Consider the following 13648-nt stretch of genomic DNA (forward strand, 5'->3'; position numbering starts at 1 on the left):
TCTGCGTGACAGCGGCGGAGGGTAGCATGCGGGCATTCTGGGCAGTGGCACTGGTGGCGGGCGTGGCGGTGATGCCCGCCCACGCGCAGGACATCATAGTCCGGGAAATGCCGACCTCGCTGGCCGCGGTCGAGGAAAAGTCGATCGACGACCTCCGCGCGATGCTCGCGTCCGGCAGCTGGACCAGCGCGCGGCTGACCGACACCTATATTGCGCGGATCGCGATGCTCGACCGCCACGGGCCGACGCTCCGGTCCGTCATCGCGATCAGCCCCGATGCGATGGCACAGGCGGCCGCGAGCGACGCGCGGCGCAAGGCGGGCAAGCTGCTGGGGCCGATGGACGGCATCCCGGTGCTCATCAAGGACAATATCGAGACGCGCGAACTGCCGACCACGGCGGGCAGCCTGGCGCTGGCGGCGAACGACACGCGGCGCGATGCGCCCGTGGTGGCGCTGCTCCGCGCGCAGGGGGCGGTGATCCTGGGCAAGACCAATCTCAGCGAATGGGCCAATATCCGGTCGAGCAGTTCGATGAGCGGGTGGAGCGCGGTCGGCGGGCTGGTGCGCAATCCCTATGCGCTGGATCGTTCGGCCTGCGGATCGTCGAGCGGGTCGGGTGCGGCGGTTGCGGCCAGCCTCGCGGCGGTGGCAGTGGGGACCGAGACCGACGGATCGGTGGTGTGCCCGGCGGCAATGAACGGGCTGGCGGGGCTGAAGCCGACGCTGGGGCTGGTCAGCCGCACGCATGTCGTGCCGATCAGCCATAGCCAGGACACGCCGGGGCCGATGGGCCGGACGGTGAAGGACGTGGCGGTGCTGTTCTCCGCAATGATCGGCGCTGATCCCGCCGACGCTGCCACGAAGCGTGCCGACACGTATCGCCGCGACTATGCCGCCGGGCTGTCGGCCACGGCGCTGAAGGGGCTGCGGATCGGCTATTGGCGGCCCGAGATGGAGGAGTCGCTGGGCGCGGCGTTCGACAAGGCGCTGGATGTCCTGCGCGCGGCGGGCGCGGTGCTGGTCGAGGTCAAGCTGCCCGAGCTCAAGGGGCTGGGCGAGGCCGAGAGCCTCGTTCTCCACACCGAGCTGAAGGCCGATCTGGACGCCTATCTGGCGACCACCCCCGCCACGGTGCGCACCCGGACGCTGGCGGATGTGATCGCGTTCAACGCCGCGCACAAGGATGCCGAAATGCCGTTCTTCGGCCAGGAAACCTTCCTGAAGGCAGCGGCGACCAAGGGGCTGGCCGACCCTGACTATCTCGCCGCGCGCGCCACCTCGCTGCGGCTGGCGGGGGCGGAGGGGATCGACGCGATGCTCAAGGCGGGCGATGTCCGGCTGCTGGTGACGCCTACCTATGGCACGCCGTGGCTGAGCGATCCGGCGCATGGCGACCAGTTCACCGGCCCTTCGGCCAGCGAGCTTCCCGCCGTGTCGGGCTATCCGCACCTGACCGTACCGATGGGGCTGGTCGAGGGGCTGCCGGCGGGGCTTTCGTTCATCGGCACGGCCTATGCCGACGGGCTGCTGCTGAATGCGGGCTATGCCTATGAACAGGCGAGCAAGGCGCGGGTGGCGCCGCGCTATCTGCCCAGCGCCCCCGCCGATCTGGGGCCGCGCCGGCTTAACTGAGCCGCCGGGCGACGCGCGCCTGCCACAGCACGAGCATCGGGACGACGCCGATTTCGATGCCCAGCGCAGCAAGATGGGCCGTGCCCGGTACGCCCGCGACGAGCAGCGACAACAGCCGCGCCAGTCCGCCGACGACGGGCAGCACCGCGATCAACCGCATCCGCGCGCCCTTGCGCTCGATGCCCGGCACACAGCTGAGGAACAGCGCCGACATCGCCAGCAACAGCCCGGAGAGGTAGCGGAAATGGCTGTCGAGATCGACGCCCGCCGCGCCGCGATCGAGCCATGCGGGCCCCTGCGCGATGCCCATCGCCGCGCCGCCCAGCGGCACCAGCAAAACGACGACCATCGCCGCCTGCAGGGCACGCTTCTCGGCGTGCGGAGTCATTTCTGGCGGTCCAGCTCCAGCAATTCCTCGCGGACATGGATCGCGCCGAGCGACATCCGGACTTCGATGAGGAAATAGATCAGCCCCGCCATCAGCAGCGTCATCGACACGACGAACGCCACCGCCACCACCGCGCCGACATGCAGCGCGAACAGCCGCGAGACGAACATCAGCGCCACGACGAAACAGATCGCCAGCGCGCTCGACACGCACAGGAAAATCGCGGTGTTGATCACCGAGATGCGCCGGTCGATCAGCCGCAGTTCCCAGACATGGCGATCATGCTCCGGCCCGGTCGAGCGCGGATGCAATTGCTCCAGCCCGCGCGCGCGATCGACGATGCGGGCGAGACGTCCGACCATCACGTTCAGGATTGCGCCGATACCTGCCAGCAGGAAGACCGGGGCGATCGCGCTCTGGATCGTGTCGGATACGGTGGAGAGATAGGGACCCATTGTGTTCCTTATGCAGGCGTCCGGGGGCGGGCGTCAAACGGGTTGGTAACCGCTTTGGTGTAGCGAAGGGTTCATGACCAAGCCGATGCCGCTCGACGATTTCACGCGCCTGCCGCCCGCGATGACGGTGGAAGGGGTGGACGGACTGGCCGGGGCGATCGATCGCGTGGCCGAGCGCGCGGCGCCGTCGCATCGTTTCCTGCGCTATGGCTGGTACGCGGCGGCGCTCCAGGCCTATGGTGGCGCGGCGCGCACGATCAGCGTGACGCGCGATGGCGCGCCGGTCGCGGCGCTGCCGATCGTCGCGACGGGGCCGGCATGGCTGGGGCTGGCATCGGTGCCGGGATGCTATTGGCCGTTCCGCAGCTTTCCGGTGGCCGAGGATGCGGGCGTCGAGGCGGTGGATGCGCTGTTGCCGATGCTCGCGCGATCGGTGCGGGCGCTGCGCGTCGGGCCGGTCTATGACGGCGATCCGGGGCTGGAGCTGCTGAAGGCGGCGGCGCGGGCGCGGGGCTGGGCGGTGCTCGACCGCTTTGTCGCCGATTCCTATCTGCTCGACATGGACGCGCTGCGCGCCGAGGGGACGTGGCCGCGCAACTCGACGCTGCGCAAGAACCGGTTCCACGAAAAGCACCTGGCGGCGCATGGCGCGCTCGACTGGGATTTCGTGACCGGCGCGGCGTGGGACGCGGCGGCGTTCGATGCGCTGGCGGCGGTCGAAGAGAAAAGCTGGATCGCGGCGCGCACCGATGGATCGGACGCGAAGTTCACCACCACCGGCCACGGCGCCTTCTGGCGCGCGGCGGCGGAGGACCCGGTGCTGGCGGGGATGGCGTGGGCGGCGGTACTGCGGATCGACGGCGCGCCGGCGGCCTTTTCGTTCGACCTCAATGCAGGCGCGCTGAAATACGCGATCGCCAACAGCTATGATCCGGCGTTCGCCAAGCATTCGCCGGGCAAGCTGCTCTATTACCGCAATCTGGTACGCGCGATCGACGACGGCATGGGACTGGTCGATTGGGGCGCGGGCGATGGCGGGTACAAGCAGGTGATCGGGGCGAAGCGGGGGCCGGCGATCCGCGACTGGCTGTTCGTGCGGCCCGGCGTATCGGCACTGAGCGCGCGGATGCTGCGCGGCGTGTGGCGCCGCAGCGGCCATGCGCAGGGAACCCCGGCGCCGTCCCAAGCGCTGCCGCCGAGTGAAGATAGCGACCTATAACGTCAACGGGGTCAACGGGCGGCTGCCGGTGCTGCTGCGCTGGCTGGAGCAATGCGCGCCCGACGTGGTGTGCCTGCAGGAGCTTAAGGCGCCCGACGGGAAATTCCCGGAACAGGCGATCCGCGACGCCGGCTATGGCGCGATCTGGCACGGGCAAAAAAGCTGGAACGGCGTGGCGATCCTCGCGCGCGGATGCGATCCGGTGGAGACGCGGCGCGGGTTGCCGGGTGAGCCGGAGGATACGCAGAACCGCTATATCGAAGCGGCGGTTAACGGCGTGCTGGTCGCCGGGCTATACCTGCCCAACGGCAATCCGCGTCCGGGGCCGAAGTTCGACTATAAGCTGCGCTGGTTCGATCGGCTGATCGCGCATGCGGAGACGCTGGTCGCGATGGAGGCGCCGGTGGTGCTCGCGGGCGATTTCAACGTGATGCCGACCGAGCGCGACGTGTACAAGCCCGAGCGCTGGACCGACGACGCACTGTTCGCGCCCGAGGTGCGCGCGGCGTTCGCGCGGCTTGTGGGGCAGGGGTGGACCGACGCGCTGCGCACGTGCCACCCGGACGAGACGCTCTATACCTTCTGGGACTATTTCCGGAACGCCTATGCGCGCAATGCGGGGCTGCGCATCGACCATCTTCTGCTCAACGCCCCCGCCGCCATGCGGCTCCGCGCGGCGGAGGTCGATCGGGAGGTGCGCAGCTGGGAAAAGTCCAGCGACCATGCGCCGGTTTGGGTGACGCTGGACGCGGGATAACGACCCTGTTCTCCTGCGAACGCAGGAGCCCAGAGCCGTCAAGCGATGTGCCTTGGGCTCTGGACCCCCGCGTTCGCGGGGGAACGGCTATCAGCCGACTACGTGGCCGCCCGCCAGTGCGGCGAGCAGCAGCAGCGCGACGATGTTGGTGATCTTGATCATCGGATTGACCGCCGGGCCGGCGGTGTCCTTGTACGGATCGCCCACGGTGTCGCCGGTGACCGCCGCCTTGTGCGCGTCCGATCCCTTGCCGCCGTAATTGCCGTCCTCGATGTACTTCTTGGCATTGTCCCATGCGCCGCCGCCGCTGGTCATCGAAATCGCCACGAACAGCCCGGAGACGATGACGCCGAGCAGCATCGCGCCGACCGCGGCAAAGCCCTGTCCCTGGCCGGCGACGGCGGTGATGATGAAATACACGGCCACGGGGCTCAGCACCGGCAACAGCGAGGGGACGATCATCTCCTTGATCGCCGCCTTGGTGACGATGTCGACCGTGCGGGCATAATTGGGCCGGCTGGTGCCCGCCATGATGCCGGGATCGTCGCGGAACTGGGCGCGGACGTCCTCCACCACCGATCCCGCCGCGCGGCCCACGGCGGTCATGCCGAATGCGCCGAACAGATAGGGCAGCAGCGCGCCGAGCAGCAGCCCGACGATGACGTACGGATTGCTCAGCGAGAAATCGACCAGCACCTTGGGGAAGAACTCCTTGAGGTCGGTCGTATAGGCGCCGAACAGCACCAGCGCGGCCAGCGCGGCGGAGCCGATGGCATAGCCCTTGGTCACCGCCTTGGTCGTGTTGCCGACGGCATCGAGCGCGTCGGTGCGGTGGCGCACGTCATCGGGCAGGCCCGCCATTTCGGCGATGCCGCCGGCATTGTCGGTGACGGGACCATAGGCGTCGAGTGCGACCACCATCCCCGCCAGCGCGAGCAGCGAGGTTGCCGCGAACGCCACGCCGATGATGCCCGCGATCTGGTACGACGCGATCACCGCGACCACGATCACCAGCGTCGGCAGCGCAGTCGATTCCAGGCTGATCGCCAGCCCCTGGATGACGTTGGTGCCATGGCCGGTCACCGATGCCTTGGCGATCGACTTGACCGGGCGATAATTGGTGCCGGTGTAATATTCGGTGATCCACACCAGCAGCCCGGTGACGGCCAGCCCGATCATCATGCACCAGAACAGACTCATCCCGGTGAATTCGGGGGTGGTGGCAAGGCCGATCGCCGCTTCCTGCGTGATCGGCACGGGCGCGCCGTCGAGGAACGCCGCCGGGTCCGCGCCCAGGCCGATGCCGCCGATGGGGGCGTGCATGTCGCCCACCGCTGCCTGCGTCACGAAATAGATCGCCGGGATCGACAGGATCACCGTCGTCCACAGCCCCTTGTACAGCGCGCCCATGATCGACTGGCTCTTGCCCAGCCGGACCATATAGGTGCCCAGGATCGAGGTGAGGATGCACACCCCGCCGACGATCAGCGGCAGCGCCATCAGGTTGAGCAGCAGCGCGTCGGGCAGCCCCTTTACCAGCAGCGCGATCGACACCATCGTCAGGCCGATCGTGACGACATAGGTTTCGAACAGGTCGGCGGCCATGCCGGCGCAGTCGCCGACATTGTCGCCGACATTATCGGCGATCACGGCGGGGTTGCGGGGATCGTCCTCGGGAATGCCCGCCTCGACCTTGCCGACCAGATCGGCGCCGACATCGGCGGCCTTGGTGAAGATGCCGCCGCCCAGCCGGGCGAAGATCGAAATGAGCGAGGCGCCGAACGCCAGCGCGGTCAGCGTCTCGACGACCGGGCGGCTGTTGGGGGCATGGCCCGCCTGCGCCACCAGATACCAGAAGAGCACCGCGATCGAGAGCAGCCCCAGCCCGGCGACCAGCATCCCCGTGATCGCGCCCGAACGGAAGGCGAGCGTCAGCCCGCCCTGCAGCGAGGTACGCGCCGCCTCTGCGGTACGCACATTGGCGCGGACCGAGATGTTCATGCCGACGAACCCGGCCACGCCCGACAGCACGGCGCCGATGACGAAGCCCAGCGTCGACAGCGGGCCAAGTGCTGCGAACAGCACCACGGCCACGATCACGCCGACCACGGCGATGGTGAGATACTGGCGCCCCAGATACGCCTTCGCGCCTTCCTGAATGGCGGCGGCGATGTCGCGCATCTTTTCATTGCCGGCGGGCGCGCGCAGCACCTGCTGACTTGTCAGGAACCCATAGGCCACGGCGATCAGGCCGCAGACTATGGCGAGATAAACGATCGTCATCTGCTCTTGTCCTTCCCCTAGAACTTGCGGGCATCTGGCCGGTCTGGCGCCGGATCATGCTCTCACCTTGAAAGGTATAGGCGCGCCAAGGGGGAGCGCAAGCGCCTCAGCCGTGCTCGTAGCCGAGCTTGCCGGGCACGGCATTGCCGTCGATCAGCAGGGGCGCATCGCCCGCCGGGAGCATCGTGCCGATGCGGGTTGCCTCGACCGGCAGCACCGCGTCGGCGGGGGCGGCGAACAGCAGTTCGTAGTCGTCGCCCCAGCGGGCGGCGTCGAGCAGATCCTCGGCCGCGAGCGTGGGGGCGAAGGGGATCGCCATCATGTCGATCGCGGCGGTGCAGCCGCTCGCCTGCGCCATGCGCGCGGCGTCGAGCAGCAGGCCGTCGGACACGTCCATCATTGCATGGACCAGCGGCGCCAGCGCGCGGCCCTCGCCCAGGCGGGGCTTGGGGCGCAGATAGGCGGGCCCATTGCCGGCGCGGAAGCCGAGCATTGCCTCGCCGATGGTGCCCGTCACGTACAGGGCGTCGCCGGGACGAGCGCCGGTGCGGGCCGGCACGGGGCGGGTCGTCGCGCGCCCGATCGCGGTGCAGCCAAAGCTCGCCAGGCCCTGCGGCGCGATGGTGTCGCCGCCCAGCAACGGCACGCCATAGGTTTCCAGAACCTCGTGCAGCCCGACGATGAACCGTGCGCTGCCCCCGATCAGGCTTGCGCCGATCAGCACGCCCACGGGTTCCGCGCCCTTGGCCGCCAGGTCGGACAGGTTCACCGCCACCAGTTTCCACGCAATGTCCGCCGGATCGGTATCGGCGCGGTAATGCACGCCCTCGGCAATCATGTCGTGGGTCAGGACCAGCGCTTCGCCGCCGAATTCTAGCACGGCGGCATCGTCGAGCAGTCCGGCGGCGCCGGCGTGGAGCGGAAGCCCCCGCAGCGCGGCGATGAACTCCGCCTCGGTCAGGCCCGGACCTCCTTGGCGATCCCGTCGAGCAGCCCGTTGACGAAGCCCTTTTCGCGGCGGTCGTAAAAGGCGTCGGTCACGTCCAGATATTCGCTGATGACCGCGCCTACCGGCACATCGGCGCGGGCGAGCAGTTCATAGGTGCCGGCGCGCAGGATCTGGCGCATCGGCTTGTCGAGCCGGTCCAGCGTCCAGTCGGCGGCAAGCTTGCTGGAAATCAGCGCGTCGATCTCGTCGCGGCGGGCATCGACCCCCTTCACCACATCGTCGAAGAACGCCAGGTCGGCCTCGGCATATTCGACATCGTCGATCGTAGCGCCCAGCCGGTGCTGGTGGAATTCGTGGAGGAGGGTGATGAGCTTCGTGCCCTCCATCTCCTGCTGGTACAGCGCCTGCACGGCGGCGAGCCGCGCGGCGGCGCGGGCCTGGGAACGCGTGCGGGCCTTGGGACTGGACATGGTCTTACTCTTCTATTGGATCTTGGGGCAGCCGGATGGCTACCGAACGGGCGTGCGCGGGCAGTCCCTCGGCCTCGGCAAGCGCGACGGCGGCGGGGCCGATCGCGGCGAGGCCCTGCGCATCGAGCGCGAGGAAGCTGGTGCGCTTCATGAAATCGAGCACCGACAGCCCCGACGCAAAGCGCGCGCGGCGGCCCGTGGGCAGGACGTGGTTGGGGCCCGCGACATAATCGCCGATCGCCTCGGGCGTGTAGCGGCCGAGGAAGACCGAGCCGGCGTGGCGGACCTGCGCGAACAATGCCTCGGCATCGTCGCAGGCCAGTTCGAGATGCTCGGGCGCCAGCCGGTCGACCAGCGGGATCGCGTCGCTGAGGGTAGGGACCAGGATGATCGCGCCGTTCGCGTCCCAGCTCGTCCGCGCGGTCTCGCCGGTCGCGAGCTGGGCGATCTGTGCGTCTACTGCCACGGCGACGGCATCGGCGAACGCCGCATCGTCGGTGAACAGGATCGACTGGCTGGTCGGGTCATGCTCGGCCTGGCTGAGCAGGTCGGCGGCGATCCAGTGCGGATCGTTCGCGCCATCCGCGACGACGACGATTTCCGAAGGACCGGCGACCATGTCGATGCCCACCACGCCGTACAGCTGGCGCTTGGCTTCCGCGACCCAGGCGTTGCCGGGGCCGGTTACGACATCGACGGGTGCGATGCGATCGGTGCCATAGGCGAGCGCGGCGACCGCCTGTGCCCCGCCGATGCGCCAGATTTCATCGACGCCCGCGACGTGCGCGGCGGCCAGCACCAGCGGATTGATCGCGCCGTTCGGCGTCGGCGTCACCATCACCAGCCGGCCCACGCCCGCCGCCTTGGCGGGGATCGCGTTCATCAGCACCGAAGAGGGATATGCCGCGCGCCCGCCGGGGACATAGACGCCGGCGGCATCCACCGGGGTCCAGCGCGCGCCCAGGCGAATGCCCTGCGCGTCGACGCTGTCGCTGTCCTGCGGGCGCTGCTTGGCGTGATAGACTGCGATACGCTCCGCCGCGAGTTCCAGCGCGTCGCGCAGTTCGGGCGTCAGCCCTTCCCATGCCGCCAGGCAATCGGCGCGGTCGATGCGCCAGCCCGATGCGTCCAGGTCATGCTTGTCGAACAACCGGGTCAGGTCGTGGATCGCGGAATCGCCCTCATCCCGCACGCGGCGGATGATGTGGGTGACGTTGCGCGCGACATCCTCGTCCGCCTCGCGCCGCGCGTTGACCAACGTGGTGAAGGCGTCGGCGAAGTCGGGCGCGCTACTGTCGAGACGAATCACATTCCCCTCCCGCTTGCGGGAGGGGTTAGGGGAGGGTGCGTGGGGGCGGCATGCGGCTCCGTTGCGGATGAAACCGCCACGTCGCTCCCTCCCCCAGCCCCTCCCGCCAGCGGGAGGGGAGCGATGCACTGCGCGCGCAGATCCTTCATCATGCGACAGCCTTTCGGAACGCATCGACCAGCGGCACGACCTGCGCGGCGCGCATCTTGAACGCGGCGCGGTTTACCACGAGGCGCGAAGTGACTTCGGCGATGACTTCCACTTCGACCAGCCCGTTTTCCTTGAGCGTCTTGCCCGAAGAGACCAGGTCGACGATGCGCGGCGCCAGCCCCAGCACGGGCGCCAGCTCCATCGCGCCGTTCAGCTTGACGCACTCGGCCTGCACCCCGCGCGCCTCGAAATGGGCGCGGGTGATGTGCGGGTATTTGGTGGCGACGCGGACATGGCTCCAGCCGCGCGGATCGTCGCCGGCGGCAAGGTCTGCGGGCTCGGCGACCGAGATGCGGCAATGGCCGATGCCCAGATCGACGGGGGCGTACAGCTCCGAATAGTCGAATTCGGCCAGCACGTCGGACCCGACGATGCCCAGCTGCGCCGCGCCATGCGCGACAAAGGTGGCGACGTCGAACGCGCGGACGCGGATCAGGTCGATCGCCGGATTGTCGGTCTTGAAGCGCAGCGCGCGGCTGCGTTCGTCCGAAAAGGCCGGTTCGGGCACGATTCCGACACGCGCGAGCAGCGGCAGCGCCTCGTCGAGGATCCGGCCCTTCGGCACGGCAAGGATGAGCGGTTCTTGCATTGGAGCGCGGGGCTTTACTTCCAGCCGCCCCCGGGCGCAACTCGCGTCCGGATACGGAGGACGCGCAGTGGCAGACGAGCAGGCGAACCGGGCGAGCTTCGGCGTCCAGGCGGGCTATTGCGAGGCGATGGGCGCGCCGGTCACCGCGCGCATCGCCGCGGCGCTGGGGGATGCACTAACCCGCGAAAGCGAGACGGGGCGGCGCGTGCTCGACTGGCCGGGCGAGCCGGTGGCGGATGCGCTGGTGCTGCGGCTGATCGGCGGGCTCCATGCCCTCCACCGGCGCGGCGTCGCGCCGCTGGCCCCGATATTCACCGGGGTTGAGACCGATCCGGCGCGGATTGCCGCGGTGCTGCGGGGCGTGCTGATCGCCTATGACCTGGCGCTGCTGCCCTGGCTGTACGGCCCGCCCCAGACGAACGAGGCGGGACGATCGGCCGGGTTGATGACCGGCATCCTGCACCTTGCGGCGCGCTTCGGGCCGCGCGTGGAGGTGCTGGAGATCGGATCGAGCGCGGGGCTGAACCTGATGCTGGGCCGGTATCGATTCGACCTGGGTGGCGTCGGCGTTGGGCCGCTCGAGTCGCCGATGCGCATCGCGCCCGAATGGCGCGGGGCCCCGCCGCCCGATGCGCCGGTGGAGATCGTGTCGGCGCGCGGCGTCGACATCCAGCCGCTCGACCTTACCGGCGACCGCGATGCCGAGCGGCTCCAGGCCTATTGCTGGGCGGAGAATGTCGAGCGGCAGGCGCGGCTGACGACTGCGATTGCGATGATCCGGGCGCAGGGCGTGGCGCTTGAGAGGGGCGACGCCGCCGACTGGGTCGAACGGCGACTGGCCGAGCCGCAGGCGGACGGGGTGACGCGCATGCTGATGCACTCGGTGGTGTGGCAGTATCTGCCGCAGGACACGCAGCAGCGGATCGTCGCGGCGATGCGTGCGACGGGCGCGCGGGCGACGCCGGAGCGGCCGCTGGGCTGGGTGATGATGGAGCCGAACCGCGATCTCGCCCGTCATGAAGTGCGGGTGCAGGGGTGGCCCGGCGATGCGGGGATGCAGCTCGTCGCGCTGACGCACGCGCACGGCGCCTGGGTGGAGGCGCTGCCGCCACCCTATGCCACCACCCCCTATGTCATGCGCGCGGTCGCGCCCGCTCCCTAGAGTCGCCTAATAGGCGCCAGCCCGCCCTGTTCCCGCGCGTTAATCCGCCAGCGCGCGGGCGATTTCGCGGACCAGCGCGGGGCCGCGATAGACCAGCGCGCTATAGACCTGGACCAGCGCGGCGCCCGCGTCGATGCGCCGCTTCGCCTCGTCGCCGCTGTCGATCCCGCCGACCGATACGATCGGCAACTGGCCGCCACTGGCCGAAACCGCCTCGGCCAGCTTGGCGCGGGCCAGCAGGCTCAGCGGAGCGCCGGACAGGCCGCCCGCCTCGCCCGCATGGGACGAGCGCAGCGTATCGGGGCGCGAGATCGTGGTGTTCGACACGATCAGCGCGTCGATGCGGTTGTCGATCGCCGCGCGGATCGCGCCCTCCAGTCCCGCGCGGTCGAGATCGGGGGCGACCTTGAGGAACAGCGGCGTGGACCCGCGCGCCGCGTCGCAGGCGGCGAGCAGTTCGTCGAGCGCGGGGCGCGACTGCAAATCGCGCAGGCCCGGCGTGTTGGGCGAGCTGACGTTGATCGTGATGTAATCGGCATGCGGCGCGGCCTTGCCCACGCCCAGCGCATAGTCGGCGACGCGATCGTCCGACTCCTTGTTGGCGCCGACATTGATGCCGAGCACGCCGGGGCGGCGCGGCAGCCGGGCGATGCGGGCGAGTGCGGCGTCGATGCCGTGGTTGTTGAACCCCATGCGATTGATGATCGCACGGTCCTCAATCAGCCGGAACAGGCGCGGCCGGGGGTTGCCCGGCTGGGCGCGCGGCGTCAGCGTGCCGACCTCCACCGCGCCGAAGCCGAGGCCGAACAGGCCGAGTATTGCCTCGGCATCCTTGTCGAGCCCGGCGGCAAGGCCGATCCGATTGGGAAAATCCACGCCGGCCACGCGGACGGCATTTTTCGCGTCCGCTTTGGATGGGATCGCATGTGTCGCAAAGGGTGCGCCGATCGCATTCCAGCCGCGCAGGGCCAGGATTGCGGCGCGGTGGGCGCGCTCTGCGTCGAGCGAAAACAGGGCGGTTTGTAGCAAATTCGGCATTTCGGCGCTTTCGCACCCTCTCGCGATTGCGTCAAAGCAGCGAATGTCGAAATTATCCAATACGCCGGGCAATGAAGCGCGTAGAGCAAAGCTGCGACCCGAGGGGTTCCGCTTTCAAACGGGGGGAACCCTTTCACTTGGCCCGACCGGGAAACCGGTCGGGCCATTTTTTTGCGTCATTCCGCCGAACCGTGTACGCAGTGTTGCGAAATCGGACATGAGAGCAGGGGACTCAGTTCGGGTTATGTCGGGCATAAGCACAGTCAAGGCGTTTCGGCCGCGCGCGGATTCGGCTATAAAGCCGGTGGTGCCGTCGATCGAATTCCGGCGGGCGACGGGATCGTTGCTGCCGCACGTCGAATCCTATTATTTGTACAATTACGACGCGCCCTATGTCGAAGGGATCGAGCGCGTCGACATGGGGCAGCTGCGGTTCATTCTGCGCGGCGAGGGGGAGATGACCTTCCCCGACGGGCATGTCGAGCCGATCCGGCCGATCATGGTCAACGGCCCCGGCACGGCGGCCGCCAGCTATTGGGCGCATGGCCCGCTGCAATGTTTCGGCGTGTCGCTGCGCGCGATCGGGTGGAAGGCGCTGATCGGCGTGCCGGCGCACAAGGTGACCGATCACATCATCGATGGCGAGAAGCTGTTCTGCGAACAGGCGCCGCTGCTGCTCGAGCGGCTGCGCGCGATGACGCGGATCGAGGACATGATCGCCGCGATCGAGCCGCTGCTGAAGATGCGCCAGCATGAAGTGAAGCCGGTGCCCAAGGCGCATCTGCCGTTCCTGCGCGCGGTGCGCGAATGGGCCGTGGTCGAGGATGCGACGCTCGAATCGCTGTACGATGCGATCCGTGAGGCGAGCGGGCTGGGCGAGCGCCAGGTGCAGCGGCTGTGCCGCGAATATTTCGGCGGCGCGCCGATGCACCTCAAGCGCAAGTTCCGCGCGATTCGCGCGGCGATGCAGCTGTATCGCGGCGTGCCGCTGCGCGACGTCGTCGGCCCCTTTGCCGACCAGTCGCACATGATCAACGAGATCAAGCACTTCACCGGCCACACCCCGCGCACGATCCGCGGCGGGATCGATCCGCTGCTGGCCGCACGGCTGGACAACGAGACGTTCCATTTCCTGCCGGACGTTATTCCCGAAGAGGTGGTTGACCGAAGGGCCAAGTGAGCCCA

Annotated in this window: 13 protein-coding genes; 5 read left to right on the plus strand and 8 right to left on the minus strand. The window is 68.9% G+C overall.

Annotation, left to right across the window (positions count from 1 at the left end):
• Positions 1–26: 26 nt before the first annotated feature.
• The gene (locus ACG3SL_RS00175; protein WP_448663132.1) at positions 27–1634 is read left to right on the plus strand and encodes an amidase; all 1608 of its coding nucleotides are present in this window, start codon (positions 27–29) and stop codon (positions 1632–1634) included.
• On the opposite strand, the gene ACG3SL_RS00180 is transcribed toward ACG3SL_RS00175, so the two are convergent.
• Both ACG3SL_RS00180 and ACG3SL_RS00185 read right to left on the minus strand, forming a co-directional pair.
• The gene (locus tag ACG3SL_RS00180) at positions 1627–2022 is read right to left on the minus strand and encodes a DUF4345 domain-containing protein (protein WP_448663133.1); all 396 of its coding nucleotides are present in this window, start codon (positions 2020–2022) and stop codon (positions 1627–1629) included. The two genes, ACG3SL_RS00175 and ACG3SL_RS00180, sit on opposite strands and share 8 nt — an antisense overlap.
• The gene (locus tag ACG3SL_RS00185; protein WP_448663134.1) at positions 2019–2477 is read right to left on the minus strand and encodes a DUF2721 domain-containing protein; all 459 of its coding nucleotides are present in this window, start codon (positions 2475–2477) and stop codon (positions 2019–2021) included. Before ACG3SL_RS00185 ends, ACG3SL_RS00180 begins: the two co-directional genes overlap by 4 nt.
• 73 nt (positions 2478–2550) lie before the next feature.
• Here ACG3SL_RS00185 and ACG3SL_RS00190 point away from each other — a divergent pair, with 73 nt between their 5' ends.
• Together ACG3SL_RS00190 and xth are read left to right on the plus strand one after the other, a co-directional pair.
• Positions 2551–3696 carry a GNAT family N-acetyltransferase gene (locus ACG3SL_RS00190; protein ID WP_448663135.1) on the plus strand — a complete coding sequence of 382 codons (1146 nt, stop codon included), beginning with the start codon at positions 2551–2553 and terminating at the stop codon, positions 3694–3696.
• Complete coding sequence (xth, locus tag ACG3SL_RS00195; RefSeq protein WP_448663136.1) at positions 3677–4453, plus strand: exodeoxyribonuclease III; 777 nt, start codon at positions 3677–3679, stop codon at positions 4451–4453. The genes ACG3SL_RS00190 and xth overlap by 20 nt, the downstream gene beginning before the upstream one ends.
• Before the next feature lie 90 nt (positions 4454–4543).
• Here xth and ACG3SL_RS00200 read toward each other — a convergent pair whose 3' ends face one another.
• The 5 genes from ACG3SL_RS00200 to hisG all read right to left on the minus strand — a co-directional run bounded on the left by ACG3SL_RS00200 (position 4544) and on the right by hisG (position 10263).
• Entirely contained in the window at positions 4544–6736 is a 2193-nt protein-coding gene (locus ACG3SL_RS00200) for a sodium-translocating pyrophosphatase (RefSeq protein ID WP_448663137.1), read from the minus strand.
• A gap of 106 nt (positions 6737–6842) precedes the next feature.
• Positions 6843–7697 (minus strand): thiamine-phosphate kinase, encoded by an 855-nt coding sequence (gene thiL, locus ACG3SL_RS00205; RefSeq protein WP_448665198.1) that lies wholly within the window; start codon positions 7695–7697, stop codon positions 6843–6845.
• Complete coding sequence (gene nusB, locus ACG3SL_RS00210) at positions 7694–8155, minus strand: transcription antitermination factor NusB (RefSeq protein WP_448663138.1); 462 nt, start codon at positions 8153–8155, stop codon at positions 7694–7696. Before nusB ends, thiL begins: the two co-directional genes overlap by 4 nt.
• Before the next feature lie 4 nt (positions 8156–8159).
• Positions 8160–9464: a histidinol dehydrogenase gene (hisD, locus tag ACG3SL_RS00215; protein ID WP_448663139.1), complete on the minus strand. Its 1305-nt coding sequence runs from the start codon at positions 9462–9464 to the stop codon at positions 8160–8162.
• A gap of 148 nt (positions 9465–9612) precedes the next feature.
• Positions 9613–10263: an ATP phosphoribosyltransferase gene (gene hisG / locus ACG3SL_RS00220; RefSeq protein WP_448663140.1), complete on the minus strand. Its 651-nt coding sequence runs from the start codon at positions 10261–10263 to the stop codon at positions 9613–9615.
• Positions 10264–10330: 67 nt separating this feature from the next.
• On the opposite strand from hisG, the gene ACG3SL_RS00225 reads away from it, so the two are divergent.
• Positions 10331–11425: a DUF2332 domain-containing protein gene (locus ACG3SL_RS00225; protein WP_448663141.1), complete on the plus strand. Its 1095-nt coding sequence runs from the start codon at positions 10331–10333 to the stop codon at positions 11423–11425.
• Positions 11426–11464: 39 nt separating this feature from the next.
• Here ACG3SL_RS00225 and ACG3SL_RS00230 read toward each other — a convergent pair whose 3' ends face one another.
• Complete coding sequence (locus tag ACG3SL_RS00230) at positions 11465–12463, minus strand: quinone-dependent dihydroorotate dehydrogenase (RefSeq protein WP_448663142.1); 999 nt, start codon at positions 12461–12463, stop codon at positions 11465–11467.
• Positions 12464–12770: 307 nt separating this feature from the next.
• On the opposite strand from ACG3SL_RS00230, the gene ACG3SL_RS00235 reads away from it, so the two are divergent.
• Entirely contained in the window at positions 12771–13643 is an 873-nt protein-coding gene (locus ACG3SL_RS00235; RefSeq protein WP_448663143.1) for a helix-turn-helix domain-containing protein, read from the plus strand.
• Positions 13644–13648 lie beyond the last annotated feature (5 nt).

Source organism: Sphingomonas degradans, assembly GCF_053502645.1.